Raw genomic sequence first — 15,916 nt, 5'->3', positions numbered from 1 at the left:
GACAGTTTCCATGCAGGACCAGAGACCGGGCGCGGTGCAGGCCGCCGCCGAGCAAGCCGATGCCGAACCGGCTGAACGCATTGCCGCAATCTTCGTGCGACATCCGCTGTGGGAGGACGCGCTGGCGATGCTGCTCGGCACCGCCATGGTGGCGCTGGGGATCGCCTTCTACAGCCACGCCGGGCTGCTCACTGGCGGCACGGTCGGGCTGGCCTTCCTGCTCAAGTATTTCGCCGGCTGGCCCTTTGGGCTGGTGTTCTTCACCCTGAACATTCCGTTCTACCTGCTGGCGATCTGGCGCATGGGCTGGGGCTTCACCCTGCGCACCGTGATCGCCGTGGGTCTGGTTTCGCTGCTCGCGGAGCTGACGCCGAGGTGGATCCGCTTCGCCGAGTTGAACATCTACTACGCCGCACTGTTCGGCGGCTTCGCCATGGGCGTCGGACTGCTGATGTTGTTCCGCCACAAGGCCAGCCTCGGTGGAGTGAACATCCTGGCGTTGTATCTGCAGGCGCGGGTCGGCCTGCGCGCGGGCACCTTTCAGATGGGCATCGATGCGCTGATCGTGCTCGCTGCCGTGTTCATCGTGCCGCCGGAAAAGGTCGCACTGTCGGTGCTCGGCGCCGTGGCGCTGAACCTGGTGCTGGCGGTCAATCACCGTGCCGATCGCTATACGGGCGTCAGTTGAAGCTCAGCCGAGAGTGACCAGCTGCGCCCGTGGCTGGCCGTCCTCGATGTCCAGCAGGGCCAGGCTGATCGGCAGCGTGAAGCGCCGGCGGCCGGCGCTGCCGGGGTTGAGGTAGAGCACGCCGTTGAGTTCCTCGATCTTCGGCTGGTGCGAATGTCCGGCGATCACTACGTCGACCCGCTCGGCGACGGGATCGATGGACAGGCTCTTGACGTCATGGGTGACATGGATGCGCAACCCGCCGATCTGCAGATCCAGTCGCTCGGGGATAGCAGCGGCCCAGTCACCACTGTCGACGTTGCCGCGTATCGCATCGAGCGGCGCCAGTGCACGCAGCCCCTCCAGCACCTCGGGTTTGCCGATGTCGCCGGCGTGAATGATCCGTTCGCAGCCCTGCAGCGCCGTCAACGCTTCGGGTCGCAGCAGGCCGTGGGTATCGGATATGACGCCAATGCGCATGCTGACTCCAGTCATTTCGAGAATGGTTGAAGGTTAGGGCAACCGAGACTTGGCCGCGGTTCGATATTACGGCAGGCTGGCGGCCGCCGAACGAAGAGGAACGAGTGAATGGAGCGGGTCGATTGCGTGGTCATCGGTGCCGGGGTAGTGGGGCTCGCCGTGGCGCGCAGCCTGGCGCAGGCGGGGCGTGAGGTGCTGATTCTGGAGGCTGAGGCCGCCATCGGCACCGGCACCAGCTCGCGCAACAGCGAGGTTATCCATGCCGGCATCTATTATCCGCAGGGTTCGCTGAAGGCGCGTCTGTGCGTGGCCGGGCGCGATGCGCTCTACGCCTTCTGCGAGAGCCACGGGGTGCCGTATCGCCGCTGCGGCAAGCTGATCGTCGCCACGGACGAATCCCAGCTGGCGGGCCTCGAGGCCCTGCAGGCGCACGCGGTAGCCAACGGTGTTGACGACCTGCGGCGGCTCGATGACGGCGAGGTGAAGGCTTTGGAGCCACAGCTCAACGCCGTCGCCGGGCTGCTGTCGCCGAGCACCGGTATCGTCGACAGCCACGCCCTGATGCTGGCGTTGCAGGGCGATGCGGAAGCGGCTGGGGCCCTGCTGGCGCTACGTGCGCCGGTCAAGGCGATGGCGGTGACGGAGGCGGGGTTGCGCGTCGAGGTCGGCGGCGATGAGCCGATGACGCTGCTCGCCAACGGCGTGATCAACTGCGCCGGGCATGCGGCACCGGTGATCGCCGCACACACCGAGGGCCTGGCTGCCGATGCGGTGCCGCCGCGCTATTTCGCCAAGGGCAGCTATTTCAGCCTGGCGACCGCGACGCCCTTTAGACACCTGGTTTATCCGCTACCCGAGCCAGGCGGGCTGGGCGTGCACCTGACCCTGGATCTCGGCGGTCAGGCCCGGTTCGGCCCGGATGTACAATGGGTCGACGGCCTCGATTACGCGATGGATGAAAGCCGCGCCGATGGCTTCTACGCAGCCATTCGCCGCTACTGGCCGGCACTGCCGGACGGGGCCCTGCAGCCCGCCTATACCGGCATCCGGCCGAAGATCAGCGGTCCCGGTGAGCCGGCGGCGGACTTTCGTATCGACGGGCCCGCCGTGCATGGGATTGCTGGGCTGGTGAACCTGTTCGGCATCGAATCGCCTGGGCTGACCGCGGCCCTGGCGATCGCCGACGAGGTGAGCCAGCGCCTCGCTGAGGATGCGCGGATCTGTTGATCAGACGGGTTCTTGCCCGGACCTCTCCGGTGATTCGGGCAGAAACCAATTCATTACCAGGGCGCAGATGCCGCCGGTGGCCACACCGGATTCCAACACATTGCGCAGAGCCACCGGCAGGTTCGCGAGGAACTCCGGAACCTGCGAGACACCCAGGCCCAGCGCCAGCGAAACCGAGATGATCAGCAGCGCCCGGCGATCCAGCTGCACGCCCGCGAGAATGTTGATCCCTGCCGCCGCCACCGCGCCGAACATCACCAGCGCAGCACCACCCAGCACTGGCTCGGGAACCGCCTGCAGCACCCCGGCGACCGCAGGGAATAGCCCCAGCGCCACCAGCATCACGGCGATCCACATACCGACGTAGCGGCTGGCGATTCCGGTCAGCTGAATGATGCCGTTGTTTTGTGCGAACACCGAGCTGGGAAAGGTATTGAACAGGCCGGCCAGCAGCGAGTTGGCGCCGTTGACCAGTACGCCACCCTTGATCCGCTGCATCCATACCGGTCCCTCGACCGGCTGGCCCGAGATCTTGCTCGTGGCGGTGATGTCGCCGATGGCTTCCAGCGAGGTCACCAGATAGATCACCACCATGGGAATGAACAGGCTCCAGGAAAAGCCCAGGCCGAAATGCAGCGGAATCGGTACCTGGAACAGCGCGGCCTCGTGCATGCCGGCGAAGTTCAGGCGGCCCAGGTACGCCGCCAGGGCATAACCGATAGCCAGCGCGATGATGATCGCGCAGCTGCGCATCCACACCACCGGCAAGCGGTTGAGCACGACGATGGCAGCCAGTACCACGCTGGACAGCAGCAGGTTTTCCCGACTGGCGAAGGTGCCGTCGCCCATGGCTGCGTAACCGCCGCCCATGCTGATCAGCCCGACCTTGATCAGCGTCAGCCCGATCATCAGCACCACGATGCCGGTCACCAGCGGCGTGATCAGGCGTTTGATGAACGGCAGCACGCGCGAGACGCCCATTTCAATGAAGGAACCGGCAATGACCACACCGAAGATTGCTGCCATGACGGCCTCCACCGGTGTGCCCTGCTTGACCATCAGCACACCGCCAGCGATCAGCGGGCCAACGAAGTTGAAGCTGGTACCTTGCACGATCAATAGTCCCGCACCGAGCGGGCCGAAGCGTTTGCACTGGACGAAGGTGGCGATGCCGGATATTACCAGCGACATGGACACGATGATGTTGGTGTCGCGTGGCGATACGCCGATGGCTTGGCAGATCAGCAACCCTGGCGTGACGATCGGCACGATGATCGCCAGCAGATGCTGTAGCGCGGCGAGAAAGGCTATCCATGGCCGTGGACGGTCATCGAGTCGGTACAGCAGGTCGTTGGGTGTTTCGGTGCGCTGGGTGAGGGCGTTCATGGCCGTCCTTGCAGAAAAAACGGCGATTCTACGTGCCACGGGTGGCCGGGCACAGCCGAATGCATCGGCCGCTGATCAGAACTTGTTCTGGAAGACCTAGGCGCGGTTTCCGGTGCTACGTGACGCTTGTCCTCCGCAGATACCCGGCAAGGCCATGCCTGGCGTTTGTGCCAGTGGAGTTCAACCTGCGCCATGCGTCACGAACGGTGTGCTCCAAGGCAGTTAGTGTGCCCTCGATACGTCCCGCTTAGCACTCAAGCGCAGCGTCACGCGGCGCGGTATCGGAATCGTTGGAATCCATGACAGCATCATGAACGCGCTGCCAGAACGGCAGCGTCATGAATCAATGAAGGGAAGTGCATGCAACGAGCGAGTGAGCAACGACCGTTGATAGTTTACCTGGCGTTGGGCCTGCTCCAGGGCGCGACACTCTGGGCCGCGAGCGAAAGCTGGCCGCACGGAGCGATCTGGCGGTCCTTGTGTTCGGCGTTGATCGCCATCGTCGTGGTAGGCGGGTGGCAGCTACAGATGCTCTGGGGGCGAATACGCGAGGCGCGACGGTGGGAACTATTGCTGCCGGCGATTCTGCTGCCCGCTGTATTAGCGGCGGCACTGGCGGCTCAGTTCGATCAGCCGCGCTGGTATCGCCTGGAAGAAACCACCGGCACGCTGCTGCTGTGGAGCCAACTCGCCCTGGCCTACATCCTCACGCCCTTCATCCAGGCGCGGGACCCTGCGCATCGTTGGCGTTTCGATTACAACGCCCTCTACCGCCACGCGTGGAACAACGGCCTGCTGCTGTTTATGGCACTGGTGATGCTGGGTGTCTTCTGGTTGTTGATCTGGCTCTGGGCGGGCCTGTTCAGCATGCTCGGGATCGATCAGTTCAAGCGGCTGTTCCGCTCGTCTGGCTTCGTCTGGGTCGCCAGCGCTATGGTCGTCGCCGCTGGGCTGCGCATCGGGTTGGAACGCGGGCAGGTCATCGACGCGCTGCGCAACGTGCTGCAGGCCATGTGTCGCTTCCTGTTGCCGTTGACGGTGGTGATTCTGTTGCTGTTCGTGGTCTTCCTGCCGTTTACCGGGCTGGCTCCGCTCTGGGCGACACGTCACGCCACGCCGATTCTGCTGACGCTGGTGTTCGCGCACGTGGTCCTGCTCAACGGTGTGGTGCAAGACGCTCAGCAGGCCGCCCACTATCCGAGACCGCTGCGGCTGCTGGTCGATGCCAGCTCGCTGTGCCTGCCGTTGCTGGCCGGGTTCGCGATGCATGCGCTGTGGCTGCGTATCGACCAGTACGGGCTGACCCCGGATCGCGTATTGGCTGCGCTCCTGGCGCTGATGGCGATGGTGCATGGCATTGCACTGGTCAGAGCGGTGATCCGGCGTGACCCCACCTGGCTGAGTGGGCTGCGGCAGAGCAACCCGCCGTTGGCGCTGTTCGCCGCATTTCTGCTGGTGTTGATGCATGTACCGATGCTGAGCCCGCTCCAACTGAGTGCCGCGAATCAGTACCAGCGGCTGCTCGATGCCAGGCTGCCCGCCGAGCGAACCGATCTCGGCGCGCTGCGCTTTCAACTGGGCGAGCCGGGGCGGCGGTATCTGCAAGCGCTACGTGAAAAGCTGGGCGAGCCTTGGGAGGACGAAGCTCGGCGCACTGGCCTGCAAGCCGATCTGCAGCGGCTTGATAAGGCGGATCACTATTGGGCCTGGAAACAGGAGCAAGAGGTCGCGAACGCCCCGCCCGTGCGCTGGATTGGCCAACCTGTGACGGATGAAGATGGCTCGTTGGCACGTTCCGTCAGTAACCAGGGATGCGCTAGCGAGTGCCGCTTGTTTGCGGTGGATCTGGATCGCGACGGCCAATTCGAGGTGTTGCTGCTACGCGGCGCGTCCTGGACGGTGCCGGTATTGGGACGTGATGCGGCAGGTGGCTGGCGCTGGCTCGGGCAGATGCGTGTCACCGGAGGCTCGCTGCCGGACGGCGAGGCACTTGGCGAGCTTCTGGAGCGTGGTGGATTCGAACTGGTTGCGCCCCGATTCAATGCGATCGAAATTGATGGTGCTCGCCTGGAACCGGCAATCAGCGAGCCATGAAAAGCCCGACACGATGGTCGGGCTTTCTTTGCCGCAGTAACCCGAACGATCAGTCGTCCAGCATCGCCTTGTTGCGCACTGCACCCTTGTCGGCGCTGGTGGCGAGCAGGGCGTAGGCCTTGAGGGCGGTGGTCACCTTGCGCGCGCGCGGTGCCGCAGGCTTCCAGCCCTTCTTGTCCTGCTCGATGCGGCGGTGAGACAGCTCTTCATCGCTGACCTGCAGCTGGATGCTGCGGTTGGGGATGTCGATCAGCACCTTGTCGCCATCACGTACCAGGCCGATGGCACCGCCCGCGGCGGCTTCCGGCGAGGCATGGCCGATGGACAGGCCCGAGGTGCCGCCGGAGAAGCGGCCGTCGGTGAGCAGGGCGCAGGCCTTGCCCAGACCTTTGGATTTCAGGTACGAGGTCGGGTAGAGCATTTCCTGCATGCCCGGGCCGCCTTTCGGGCCTTCGTAGCGGATGATGACGATATCGCCGGCCTTCACCTCGTCGTTGAGGATGCCTTTGACAGCGCTGTCCTGGCTCTCGAAGATTTTCGCCGTGCCTTCGAACACATGGATGGATTCGTCCACACCCGCGGTTTTCACCACGCAGCCATCCAGGGCGATGTTGCCGTAGAGCACGGCCAGGCCGCCTTCAGCGGAATAGGCATGCTCGACGCTGCGGATGCAGCCTTCGGCGCGGTCCAGGTCGAGGGTGTCCCAGCGGGTGGACTGGCTGAACGCCGTCTGCGTCGGGATGCCGGCCGGGCCGGCCTTGAAAAAGGTGTGCACCGCTTCGTCCTGGGTCTGGGTAATGTCCCACTGGGCGATGGCTTCTTCCATGCTGCGGCTGTGTACGGTGGGCACGTCGGTGTGCAGCAGGCCGCCGCGGGCCAGTTCGCCGAGGATGGAGAAGATGCCACCGGCGCGGTGCACGTCTTCCATGTGGTACTTCTGGATGTTCGGCGCGACCTTGCACAGCTGCGGCACCTTGCGCGACAGGGCGTCGATGGCGCGCAGGTCGAAGTCGACCTCGGCCTCCTGGGCGGCGGCCAGCAGGTGCAGGATAGTGTTGGTCGAGCCGCCCATGGCGATGTCCAGGGTCATGGCGTTCTCGAACGCACGGCGGCTGGCGATGTTGCGCGGCAGAACCGACTCGTCGCCTTCACCGTAGTAACGCTGGCACAGCTCGACCGCGGTACGCCCGGCGCGTAGGAACAGCTGTTCGCGATCGCTGTGAGTGGCCAGGGTCGAGCCGTTGCCCGGCAGCGCCAGGCCCAGGGCTTCGGCCAGGCAGTTCATCGAGTTGGCGGTGAACATGCCGGAGCAGCTGCCGCAGGTCGGGCAGGCGCTGCGCTCGTATTCGGCGACTTTTTCATCACTGGCGCTTTCGTCGGCCGCGATCACCATGGCGTCTACCAGGTCCAGACCGTGGCTGGCCAGCTTGGTCTTGCCGGCTTCCATCGGCCCGCCGGAGACGAACACCACCGGAATGTTCAGGCGCAGCGCGGCCATCAGCATGCCGGGGGTGATCTTGTCGCAGTTGGAGATGCAGACGATGGCGTCGGCGCAGTGCGCGTTGACCATGTATTCGACCGAATCGGCAATGATCTCGCGCGAGGGCAGCGAATAGAGCATGCCATCGTGCCCCATGGCGATCCCGTCATCGACCGCGATGGTGTTGAATTCCTTGGCCACACCGCCGTGCTTTTCGATTTCACGGGCGACCAGCTGGCCGAGGTCCTTAAGATGCACGTGGCCGGGCACGAACTGGGTGAAGGAGTTGGCGATGGCGATGATCGGCTTCTTGAAATCTTCGTCCTTCATGCCGGTGGCACGCCACAGCGCGCGGGCACCGGCCATGTTGCGGCCGTGCGTGGAGGTTTTCGAGCGGTAATCGGGCATGACGGTTCCTGCGGCTAATCAGCTGGTCGAGTAGTGCATATGGTGAGCGTCACCTGTGCCGCGTGCAACGGCAGGTGACCGTGCGTGCGGAGGGGCCGGATCGAGGCGGGGTATCGCTCGGGCGGCCTGGGCTCATGGGCCCGCCGGGGGATGATGGCGAGGAATGGCCCCGATTCTACGCGCGGTTGCGGCACCGGGGAAGGCTGATGGTCGGGCTTCGCTGGTTGTCGGCGTGCCGGCTCCGGTGGAAGACGCTTCGCGGTCTTCCACCGGGGTGGCCATCCACCCTGCGCGCGGACACGGCGCTGCGGGGAAGTGACGTAGGGTGGATGTCGCTTTTCACATCCACCGTCTCCGCCGCGCTCCTCCTCAGCTGTTCGGCAATATTCGGCAGGTGATGCTTTTGATGTAACGCGTTTCAGGAATCGCCGGATGCACCGGATGGTCAGGCCCCTGGGCGCCGCGTTCGAGTAGCTGGATGTTGCGGTCCAGATGACGTGCGCTGCCGAGCAGGATGTTCTGCAGGTTGTCCTCTTCCAGGTGCATCGAGCAGCTGGCACTGACCAGAATGCCGTCCTTGTTCAGCAGGCGCATGGCGGTTTCGTTCAGGCGGCGGTAGGCGGCCTCGCCGTTCTTGATGTCTTTCTTGCGCTTGATGAAGGCAGGTGGATCGGTGATGACCACGTCGAAGCGCTCTTCAGCGTTCTTCAGCTCCCTCATCGCTTCGAAGGCGTCGCCTTCCACACAGGTCATCCTCTCGGCCACGCCATTGAGTGCGGCGTTGCGCTCTACGCCATCGAGGGCGAAGGCCGAGGCGTCGACGCAGAACACTTCGCTGGCGCCGAACGCCGCCGCCTGCACGCCCCAGCCGCCGATGTAGCTGAACAGGTCGAGCACGCGCTTGCCTTTGACGTAGGGAGCCAGTCGCGCGCGATTCATGCGGTGGTCGTAGAACCAGCCAGTCTTCTGGCCCTGAAGAACGGGCGCTTCGAACTTCACGCCGTTCTCTTCAAGGGCGACCCATTCCGGCACCACACCGAAGGCGGTATCGACGTAACGCTCGAGGCCCTCGGCGTCGCGTGCGCTGGAGTCGTTCTTCCACAGCACGCCGCGCGGCTTGATGACCTGGACCAAGGCTTCGAGCACGGCATCCTTGTTGCGCTCCATGGTCGCCGAGGCCAGCTGCACCACCAGGTGGTCGTGGAAACGGTCCACCACCAGGCCCGGCAAGAGGTCGGAGTCACCGTAGATCAGGCGGTAGCAAGGCTGATCGAACAGACGTTCGCGCAGCGACAGGGCGACCTGGATGCGATGCACCAGCAGCGACTTGTCCAGACTGTGCTTGAGGTCGCGCGACAGCAGGCGCGCGCAGATCAGGTTGTTCGGCGAGACGCCGACGATGCCCAGCGGCTTGCCGCCCGCGGCTTCGAGAATCGCCTGATCGCCAGCGGCAAAGCCGCTCAGCGGCGTGGCAGCGGTGTCCACCTCGTTGCTGTAGACCCACAGGTGACCGGCACGCAGACGGCGATCGGCATTGGCTTTGAGGCGCAGGCTGGGCAGGGTCATCGGGAAGGGCTCCGGGCAAGGGGGCGGGCATTGTATAGGAGCGGCGCGCTTCAGGCCCCTACCTCGAGGAAAAGCGGATCGTTGCGGTGCCGCATGCCGAGTTACCGGGTCGTGCCGAGCGGTGAAACCGCCGACACGGGTCCGGCAGTTGCACGCTCAGCAGTCGTCCGCTCGCTTCCAGCGTCCGCTGTCAGGCGGCGAGCGCCTTGATCAGCGCTTCGCTGAATGCCGGGATGTCGTCCGGCTTGCGGCTGCTGATCAGATGGCCATCGACTACCACCTGCTCGTCGACCCACTGCGCCCCGGCGTTTTTCAGGTCATCGGTCAGCGACGGCCAGCTGGTCATGCGCTTGCCCTTCACCAGATCGGCGGAGGCCAGCAGCCAGGCGCCGTGACAGATAACCGCAATCGTCTTGTTTTCACGCGCCGCGTCACGCACCAGTTCCTGGGCCATCTCATCGGTGCGGATGGTGTCTGAATTAACCACGCCGCCCGGCAGCAGCAGGGCGTCGTAGTCTTCCGTGCGGATACTGTCGAAGGTGTCATCGACGTGGAATTTCGTGGCGGGCGTGGTGTGGTTCCAACCGGTCACTTCGCCGTTCTTTGCGGAGATGATATGAACGGTCGCGCCCTTCTTCTCCAGCGCCTCCTTGGGGCCGGTCAGTTCGACCTGCTCGAAGCCGTCGGTTACCAGAATCGCCACGCGTTTGCCGTTGAGTGATGCTGCCATTTCGAATCCTCCTCGTCGGATTGCATGAGTATTCAGATTGGAGCTACTTGAATCCGACCATCTTCTCGGCCAAAGTTCGCACTCTTTCTTTGGTGGCCAAGTGCTATTGGCTGAGCTGAGTCATTCCCATGACAGTCGAGCTTTCCGACGAGCAGATCCGCAGCGTGCTACAGGGCATCAGTGTGCCGCCGCAGCCGCAGATCATGGTCGATCTGCAGATGGAGCAGGTCATGCCGGACCCTGACCTCCGAGCGATTGCCCGCTTGATCAGTCAGGATCCCGGTCTCTCCGGTGCGCTGCTGAAAACCGTCAACTCTCCGCTCTTCGGCCTCGCCAATCGCATTGCCTCGATCCAGCAGGCGGTCAACCTGCTGGGTTGCCGTTCGGTGGTCAACCTGATCAACGCGCAATCGATCAAGGGCGAGCTGACCGACGCGGCCATCGTCACCCTCAACCGCTTCTGGGACACCGCGCAAGATGTCGCCATGACCAGCCTGACCCTGGCCAAGCGCATTGGCCATCCGGCGCCCGACGAGGCCTACACGCTGGGCCTGTTTCACAATTGCGGGATCCCGCTGATGCTGGCGCGCTTTCCCGGTTACATGAGCGTGCTGGAGGAAGCCTATGCCAGTGCCAGCGATGCAGTACGCATCACCGACATCGAGAATCGCGTGCTCAGCACCAACCACGCGGTGGTCGGATATTTCGTCGCCCGCTCCTGGAAACTGCCGGTTCATCTGTGCGAGGCCATCGCCAATCATCACAACGCCCTGGCGCTGTTCGATGATGAGTTGAGCGATCCGCAGATCAAGACGCTGCTGGCGATCCTGAAGATGGCCGAGCACATCTGCGCCTGCCATCGTGTGCTCGGTGATCAGCCGGACGACTACGAGTGGGTGACGGTACAGCAGCAGGTGCTCGAATATGTCGGTCTCTCCGAGTACGATTTCGACTACCTCAAGGGCAGCATTCGCGAGCTGGGCGTGGGCTGACCGCACGGCACCAATAGCTGCTAAGGTCGCCTCCCGGTTCATTTTCGATAGCCCGTATGCCTGAACTTCCTGAAGTCGAAACCACCCGCCGCGGCATCGAGCCGCACCTGATCGGTCAGCGAGTCAGTCGCGTGATCGTGCGCGAGCGTCGGTTGCGCTGGCCGATTCCGGACGACCTCGACGTGCGTCTGTCCGGCCAGCGCATCGAGGCGGTCGAGCGGCGCGCCAAGTACCTGCTGATCAAGGCGGAGGCAGGCACGCTGATCGCCCACCTGGGCATGTCCGGCAGTCTGCGGCTGGTGCCCGCCGATCTGCCGGTGGGCAAGCACGAGCACGTCGATATCCTGCTCGACTCCGGTATGGCGCTGCGCTACACCGATCCGCGTCGTTTCGGAGCGCTGCTCTGGAGCGATGCGCCACTGAGCCATGTGCTGCTCGCCAATCTCGGGCCGGAGCCGCTCAGCGAAGCCTTCGACGGCGACCGGCTGTTCCAACTGTCGCGTGGACGCAGCATGGCGATCAAACCGTTCATCATGGACAACGCGGTGGTGGTGGGCGTCGGCAACATTTATGCGAGCGAGGCGTTGTTCGCTGCCGGTATTGATCCACGACGGCCGGCCGGTACGGTTTCGCGGGCGCGTTATCTGAAGCTTGCCGTCGAGATCAAGCGGATCCTCGCCTACGCTATCGAGCGCGGCGGGACGACGTTGCGCGATTTCGTCGGCGGCGACGGCAAGCCCGGCTATTTTCAGCAGGAGCTGTTCGTCTATGGCCGAGGTGGGGATTTCTGCAAGAGCTGCGGCTCGACGTTGCGCGAGATTCGTCTGGGCCAGCGCGCCAGTGTCTACTGCGGACGCTGCCAGCGATGATGCCGCCCGAGTGTGCAGGCATTGACGGTGTTCACGATCAACAACTGACGGCCACTGCTATAGTGACCGGCACTACAATCATCTGCCTCGTTTCGCCCAGCTGAAGGACCACACCATGAAACTGTTTCGCTCCACTGCTGTTGTCTTGGCCCTTACCACTGGCCTGCTGGCGATGCCGGCCCAGGCGCAATCGGTGCAGCAGAACGCCAGCGGCGATCCGATGTACACCGTCGAGGCACCCAAAGCCTTTTCCATCGTCGGGGATCTGCTGATCGCCCGCCCGCTGCTGATCGCCGCCACGGTCGTCGGTGCCGGCCTGTTCGTCGTCAGCCTGCCGTTCAGTGCCATGGGTGGCGGCATCAAGGAAACCGGGCAGGCACTGGTGGTCGAACCCGGCGCCGCCGCCTTTGCTCGCTGCCTGGGTTGCACCCGCGTCGGTTACAACCGCCAAGACTGACCCAGGCCAGCAGCATCAGGTCGAACCCTTTACTCGATCTGCCTTCCCCCACGGCTTCGCCGCTTGATCGCGCGCGAAGCCGTGTTGTTTTGAGCATTTGATTCGTCGTCGATGAGTCCAGGCGGCTGCGATTTGGCCTCGAGATTTGCGGGCGAGCAGGCGTACCCGGAGCGTAGAACCTGTTGTCGGGGCAGGGTGGTTACATGCCGATTGAGGTTGTCAGCTTGGCTGACGGGACGATGTGCCCGGCCTCACTGCCCGGGAGCAACGAGGGTTTGCCTATCAAGCCTTGCCGGTGATGATCAGGTACTTTTGCATCAGTTCGTCTTTGCTCTCGACATTGCTTTCGTCGAGCGGGATGCAGTCCACCGGGCAGACTTGCTGGCACTGCGGTTCATCGTAGTGGCCGACGCACTCGGTGCAGAGATTGGGATCGATGACGTAGATTTCCTCGCCCTGGGAAATCGCGCTGTTCGGGCACTCGGGCTCGCACACGTCGCAGTTGATGCAGTCATCGGTGATTATCAGGGACATCCAGCTAGCTCCAGCTACGGCAAGTGCCGTAGCACAGTAAAGACGACGCGCCAATTTTGCCGCATCCGCTCGCCGGGTGCACGCGGCAGTACTTCTCCGCTTGTCGGCAGGCGCGCCTGATGCGCGCTGCTGGAAGCTCTAGCGCGAGGCGTAGCGCTCGGTCAGCGCTTTCATCACCGAAGGGTGGACGAACTTGGTGACATCGCCGCCGAGGCGAGCGATTTCACGCACCAGGGTCGAGGAAATGTAGGAGAACTTTTCCGATGGCGTCAGAAACAGGCTTTCGACGTCTGGTGCCAGTTGCCGATTCATATTGGCCAGCTGGAATTCATATTCGAAGTCGGACACCGCGCGCAGGCCGCGCAGCAGGACGTTGGCCTTCTGCTCGATGACGAAATGCGCCAGGAGCGTGGAGAAGCCCAGCACCCTGACATTGGGCAGATGCGCGGTCACTTCCTGGGCCAGCGCCACGCGCTGCTCGAGCGGAAACAATGGGTTCTTGTTAGGGCTGGCAGCGACCGCAATGATCACCTCGTCGAACAGACGTGAGGCGCGCTCGACCAGATCGGCGTGGCCCATGGTGATCGGATCGAAGGTTCCCGGATACAGCACTCGATTCATTGCGGCGTCCTGACGCATGCGTGGGGGTTGGATGGTAGCGGCTCGGTTGCGGCAGCGTAAAGCCTCAAAGAGGAGGCCCGCCTCGAGCAGCAGCGGGGCAGGGAAGGCGGATATCGGACGCAGCCTCAGCGTACGAAGAGCTTGTAGATCAATTTCTGCAGCGCCTTGCCGTAAGGCGGGTAGATCAGTCGGGCGGCGTTGAAGCGTTGCTTGACGAATACTCCCTTGGCCTTGCTGAACGTGAGAAATCCCTCATGCCCGTGGTAATGGCCCATGCCAGAGGGGCCGATGCCGCCGAACGGCAGATCGGCCTGAGCGACATGCAACAGGGTGTCATTGAGGCAGACGCCGCCGGAGTGCGTATGACGCAGTACATGGCGCTGCTCGGCCCGGTCATAGCCGAAGTAATAGAGCGCCAGCGGGCGCGGGCGAGCGTTGATGTAGGTGAGCGCCTGCTCGAGGTTGTCGTAGGCCACGATGGGCAGCAGTGGGCCGAAAATTTCGTCCTGCATGACCTGCATTTCGTCGTTCACGTCGAGCAGCAGGCAATGCGGCATACGTCGGTCCTGAACCTGCTCGAACAGCGGTAGTACGTGCGCGCCCTTGGCCTGAGCATCGTCCAGGTAGCCTTGCAAGCGGGCGTGCTGCCGCGGATTGATGATCGAGGTGTAGTCGGGGTTGTCGGCCAGCTGCGGATAGAAGCGTCGCACTGCCTGCCGATAGGCGTCGACGAAGCCGTCGATGCGTGTCCGCGGCACCAGCACGTAATCCGGGGCGACGCAGGTCTGGCCCGCGTTGAACGTCTTGCCGAAGGCGATGCGTTCGGCGGCATCGGCGAGCGGCACGCCGGTCGAGACGATGGCGGGCGACTTGCCGCCCAACTCGAGGGTGACTGGTGTCAGATTCTCCGCCGCCGCGCGCATGACCTGACGACCGACGCTGGTGCTGCCTGTGAACAACAGGTGATCGAAGGGCAGCTGCGAGAAGGCGATGCCCACATCGGCCTCGCCCAGCACTGCCGCCACTTGATTCTCCGGAAAGATCTGCGCCAGTAGGTCTTTCAGCAATCGGGCCGTGGCGGGGGTGGACTCGCTCATTTTCAACATCACTCGATTACCGGCTGCCAGCGCGCCGATTAACGGGCCGATGGCCAGATACAGCGGATAGTTCCAGGGCACGATGATGCCGACCACCCCGAGTGGCTGATAGACCACTTTCGCGCTGGCCGGCTGAAAAGCCATCCCGACGCTGCGCCGCGATGGCGTCATCCATTGGCGCAGGTGGCGCTTGGCATGCCGGATGCCGTGCAGGCTAGGCATGATCTCGGCCAGCCGTGTTTCGTCCGCCGAGCGGTTGCCGAAGTCCTCGCTTATGGCCTCGATGATCTGCTGCTGATGATTGGCAAGCAGGTCGTGCAGCGCCTCCAGCGCTTGCAGGCGGTTCTCCCCGGTCGGGCTGGGATCGGCATGAAAGGCGCTGCGCTGGCGCTCGAACAGTGATTGCAGGCGGTCGATCTCGAGGCCGAACTGATTCAGATAAGCGACGTCGGCAAGCACGGGTAATGCTCCGGAGCGGAAGGCAGTTGTCGGTATTAGAGCAAATACTCTAGCCTGTCAATTGAGTGCGCGGCCGAGATCGGCGGGTTATCTTTGCCCGCCAGGTTTAGTGCGATGGATGAATCTCCCTTAATGTCCCCCAAGCCGAATACCCGCCATCGCATTCTTCAGGCCAGCCTGGAACTGTTCAATGCCCAGGGCGAGCGCAGCGTGACCACCAATCACATAGCGACACATCTGGAAATCTCGCCGGGCAATCTCTATTACCATTTTCGCAATAAGCAGATGATCATCGCCGAGCTGTTCGGTCGTTACGAGGCGGATTTCGAAGGGTTCCTGCGGTTACCCGAGGGACGCGCGTTGACCCTCGAAGACAAGACACGGTACCTCGAGTCACTGCTCGCGGCGATGTGGGACTACCGCTTCCTGTACCGGGACCTGGAGCATCTGTTGGACAGCGATGATCGGCTCGCCGCACGTTATCGCCTGTTCGCCAAGCGCCATTTGCTGAGCGCGCAGCGTATCTATCAGGGCTTCGTCGATGCCGGCATTCTCGACATGACGCCATCGCAAGTGGAGGCGCTGGCAATCAACGCTTGGATCATCGTGACGTCCTGGGTGCGATTTCTCTGCAGCATGCAAAGCTCGCCTGATGAGGTGCTGGACAAGAACAAGCTGCGCCGGGGCATTTTCCAGCTGCTGATGCTCGAGGAAGGGTTTCTGACGGACCGCGCGCGTCCGGCGGTGTCCGCGCTGCTTTCACAGCTTCATGCTCCATTCGCGATGGAACCGTCCGTCAAGACAGCCAAAGGGCAAGAGCCGACGTGATCGTCAGAACCGCTCGCTTGA

The 15,916-nt window shown here is 63.5% G+C and carries 15 protein-coding genes; 7 read left to right on the top strand and 8 right to left on the bottom strand.

The annotated features are described in order from the left end of the window. The first annotated feature begins 10 nt into the window (after positions 1-10). Entirely contained in the window at positions 11-688 is a 678-nt protein-coding gene (locus UF78_RS20440) for a YitT family protein (RefSeq protein ID WP_045164045.1), read from the top strand. A 3-nt stretch (positions 689-691) separates the two neighbouring features. On the opposite strand, the gene UF78_RS20435 is transcribed toward UF78_RS20440, so the two are convergent. Next, positions 692-1,147 carry a metallophosphoesterase family protein gene (locus tag UF78_RS20435; RefSeq protein ID WP_045164044.1) on the bottom strand — a complete coding sequence of 152 codons (456 nt, stop codon included), beginning with the start codon at positions 1,145-1,147 and terminating at the stop codon, positions 692-694. Between the two features lie 108 nt (positions 1,148-1,255). Here UF78_RS20435 and UF78_RS20430 point away from each other — a divergent pair, with 108 nt between their 5' ends. Further along, positions 1,256-2,374, top strand: a complete 1,119-nt coding sequence (locus tag UF78_RS20430) for an NAD(P)/FAD-dependent oxidoreductase (protein ID WP_045164043.1) — start codon at positions 1,256-1,258, stop codon at positions 2,372-2,374. Here the strand turns inward: UF78_RS20430 and UF78_RS20425 are convergent, their stop codons facing one another. Then, on the bottom strand, positions 2,375-3,760 hold the full coding sequence (locus tag UF78_RS20425; RefSeq protein ID WP_045164042.1) for a nucleobase:cation symporter-2 family protein: 1,386 nt from the start codon (positions 3,758-3,760) through the stop codon (positions 2,375-2,377). A gap of 360 nt (positions 3,761-4,120) precedes the next feature. On the opposite strand from UF78_RS20425, the gene UF78_RS20420 reads away from it, so the two are divergent. Then, the gene (locus tag UF78_RS20420) at positions 4,121-5,854 is read left to right on the top strand and encodes a DUF4153 domain-containing protein (RefSeq protein WP_045164041.1); all 1,734 of its coding nucleotides are present in this window, start codon (positions 4,121-4,123) and stop codon (positions 5,852-5,854) included. 49 nt (positions 5,855-5,903) lie between these two features. Here UF78_RS20420 and ilvD read toward each other — a convergent pair whose 3' ends face one another. The 3 genes from ilvD to UF78_RS20405 form a co-directional block, all read right to left on the bottom strand. Next, positions 5,904-7,742, bottom strand: coding sequence for a dihydroxy-acid dehydratase (gene ilvD / locus UF78_RS20415; protein ID WP_045164040.1), 1,839 nt, complete (start codon positions 7,740-7,742; stop codon positions 5,904-5,906). A gap of 369 nt (positions 7,743-8,111) precedes the next feature. Next, positions 8,112-9,308, bottom strand: coding sequence for a class I SAM-dependent rRNA methyltransferase (locus UF78_RS20410; protein WP_045164039.1), 1,197 nt, complete (start codon positions 9,306-9,308; stop codon positions 8,112-8,114). 190 nt (positions 9,309-9,498) lie between these two features. After that, entirely contained in the window at positions 9,499-10,038 is a 540-nt protein-coding gene (locus UF78_RS20405) for a type 1 glutamine amidotransferase domain-containing protein (protein ID WP_045164038.1), read from the bottom strand. Positions 10,039-10,166: 128 nt separating this feature from the next. Between UF78_RS20405 and UF78_RS20400 the strand changes: the two genes are divergently transcribed. The 3 genes from UF78_RS20400 to UF78_RS20390 all read left to right on the top strand — a co-directional run bounded on the left by UF78_RS20400 (position 10,167) and on the right by UF78_RS20390 (position 12,356). Continuing rightward, positions 10,167-11,030 (top strand): HDOD domain-containing protein, encoded by an 864-nt coding sequence (locus tag UF78_RS20400; protein WP_045164037.1) that lies wholly within the window; start codon positions 10,167-10,169, stop codon positions 11,028-11,030. 56 nt (positions 11,031-11,086) lie between these two features. Continuing rightward, positions 11,087-11,899, top strand: coding sequence for a bifunctional DNA-formamidopyrimidine glycosylase/DNA-(apurinic or apyrimidinic site) lyase (gene mutM, locus UF78_RS20395; RefSeq protein ID WP_045164036.1), 813 nt, complete (start codon positions 11,087-11,089; stop codon positions 11,897-11,899). 115 nt (positions 11,900-12,014) lie between these two features. After that, entirely contained in the window at positions 12,015-12,356 is a 342-nt protein-coding gene (locus UF78_RS20390; protein ID WP_045164035.1) for a hypothetical protein, read from the top strand. Between the two features lie 282 nt (positions 12,357-12,638). On the opposite strand, the gene UF78_RS20385 is transcribed toward UF78_RS20390, so the two are convergent. From UF78_RS20385 to UF78_RS20375, 3 genes are all read right to left on the bottom strand, one after another. Further along, positions 12,639-12,890 carry a YfhL family 4Fe-4S dicluster ferredoxin gene (locus tag UF78_RS20385; RefSeq protein WP_025243441.1) on the bottom strand — a complete coding sequence of 84 codons (252 nt, stop codon included), beginning with the start codon at positions 12,888-12,890 and terminating at the stop codon, positions 12,639-12,641. Positions 12,891-13,028: 138 nt separating this feature from the next. Next, entirely contained in the window at positions 13,029-13,511 is a 483-nt protein-coding gene (gene coaD, locus UF78_RS20380) for a pantetheine-phosphate adenylyltransferase (RefSeq protein ID WP_025243440.1), read from the bottom strand. Positions 13,512-13,636: 125 nt separating this feature from the next. Continuing rightward, positions 13,637-15,067 carry a coniferyl aldehyde dehydrogenase gene (locus tag UF78_RS20375; RefSeq protein ID WP_045164034.1) on the bottom strand — a complete coding sequence of 477 codons (1,431 nt, stop codon included), beginning with the start codon at positions 15,065-15,067 and terminating at the stop codon, positions 13,637-13,639. 132 nt (positions 15,068-15,199) lie between these two features. Here UF78_RS20375 and UF78_RS20370 point away from each other — a divergent pair, with 132 nt between their 5' ends. Continuing rightward, positions 15,200-15,895, top strand: a complete 696-nt coding sequence (locus UF78_RS20370; protein ID WP_045164033.1) for a TetR/AcrR family transcriptional regulator — start codon at positions 15,200-15,202, stop codon at positions 15,893-15,895. Positions 15,896-15,916 lie beyond the last annotated feature (21 nt).

The organism is Stutzerimonas stutzeri (assembly GCF_000952685.1).
GTDB classification, from domain to species: Bacteria; Pseudomonadota; Gammaproteobacteria; order Pseudomonadales; family Pseudomonadaceae; genus Stutzerimonas; species Stutzerimonas stutzeri_E.
Note: the sequence above shows the minus strand (reverse complement) of the source record. Positions and strands in the feature narration are given on the sequence as shown.

Excerpts from the sequence above, each read along its gene's own strand:
- UF78_RS20440 (WP_045164045.1), top strand. The coding sequence starts at position 11 with ATGCAGGACCAGAGACCGGGCGCGGTGCAGGCCGCCGCCGAGCAAGCC.
- UF78_RS20435 (WP_045164044.1), bottom strand. The coding sequence starts at position 1,147 with ATGCGCATTGGCGTCATATCCGATACCCACGGCCTGCTGCGACCCGAA.
- UF78_RS20430 (WP_045164043.1), top strand. The coding sequence starts at position 1,256 with ATGGAGCGGGTCGATTGCGTGGTCATCGGTGCCGGGGTAGTGGGGCTC.
- UF78_RS20425 (WP_045164042.1), bottom strand. The coding sequence starts at position 3,760 with ATGAACGCCCTCACCCAGCGCACCGAAACACCCAACGACCTGCTGTAC.
- UF78_RS20420 (WP_045164041.1), top strand. The coding sequence starts at position 4,121 with ATGCAACGAGCGAGTGAGCAACGACCGTTGATAGTTTACCTGGCGTTG.
- ilvD (WP_045164040.1), bottom strand. The coding sequence starts at position 7,742 with ATGCCCGATTACCGCTCGAAAACCTCCACGCACGGCCGCAACATGGCC.
- UF78_RS20410 (WP_045164039.1), bottom strand. The coding sequence starts at position 9,308 with ATGACCCTGCCCAGCCTGCGCCTCAAAGCCAATGCCGATCGCCGTCTG.
- UF78_RS20405 (WP_045164038.1), bottom strand. The coding sequence starts at position 10,038 with ATGGCAGCATCACTCAACGGCAAACGCGTGGCGATTCTGGTAACCGAC.
- UF78_RS20400 (WP_045164037.1), top strand. The coding sequence starts at position 10,167 with ATGACAGTCGAGCTTTCCGACGAGCAGATCCGCAGCGTGCTACAGGGC.
- mutM (WP_045164036.1), top strand. The coding sequence starts at position 11,087 with ATGCCTGAACTTCCTGAAGTCGAAACCACCCGCCGCGGCATCGAGCCG.
- UF78_RS20390 (WP_045164035.1), top strand. The coding sequence starts at position 12,015 with ATGAAACTGTTTCGCTCCACTGCTGTTGTCTTGGCCCTTACCACTGGC.
- UF78_RS20385 (WP_025243441.1), bottom strand. The coding sequence starts at position 12,890 with ATGTCCCTGATAATCACCGATGACTGCATCAACTGCGACGTGTGCGAG.
- coaD (WP_025243440.1), bottom strand. The coding sequence starts at position 13,511 with ATGAATCGAGTGCTGTATCCGGGAACCTTCGATCCGATCACCATGGGC.
- UF78_RS20370 (WP_045164033.1), top strand. The coding sequence starts at position 15,200 with ATGTCCCCCAAGCCGAATACCCGCCATCGCATTCTTCAGGCCAGCCTG.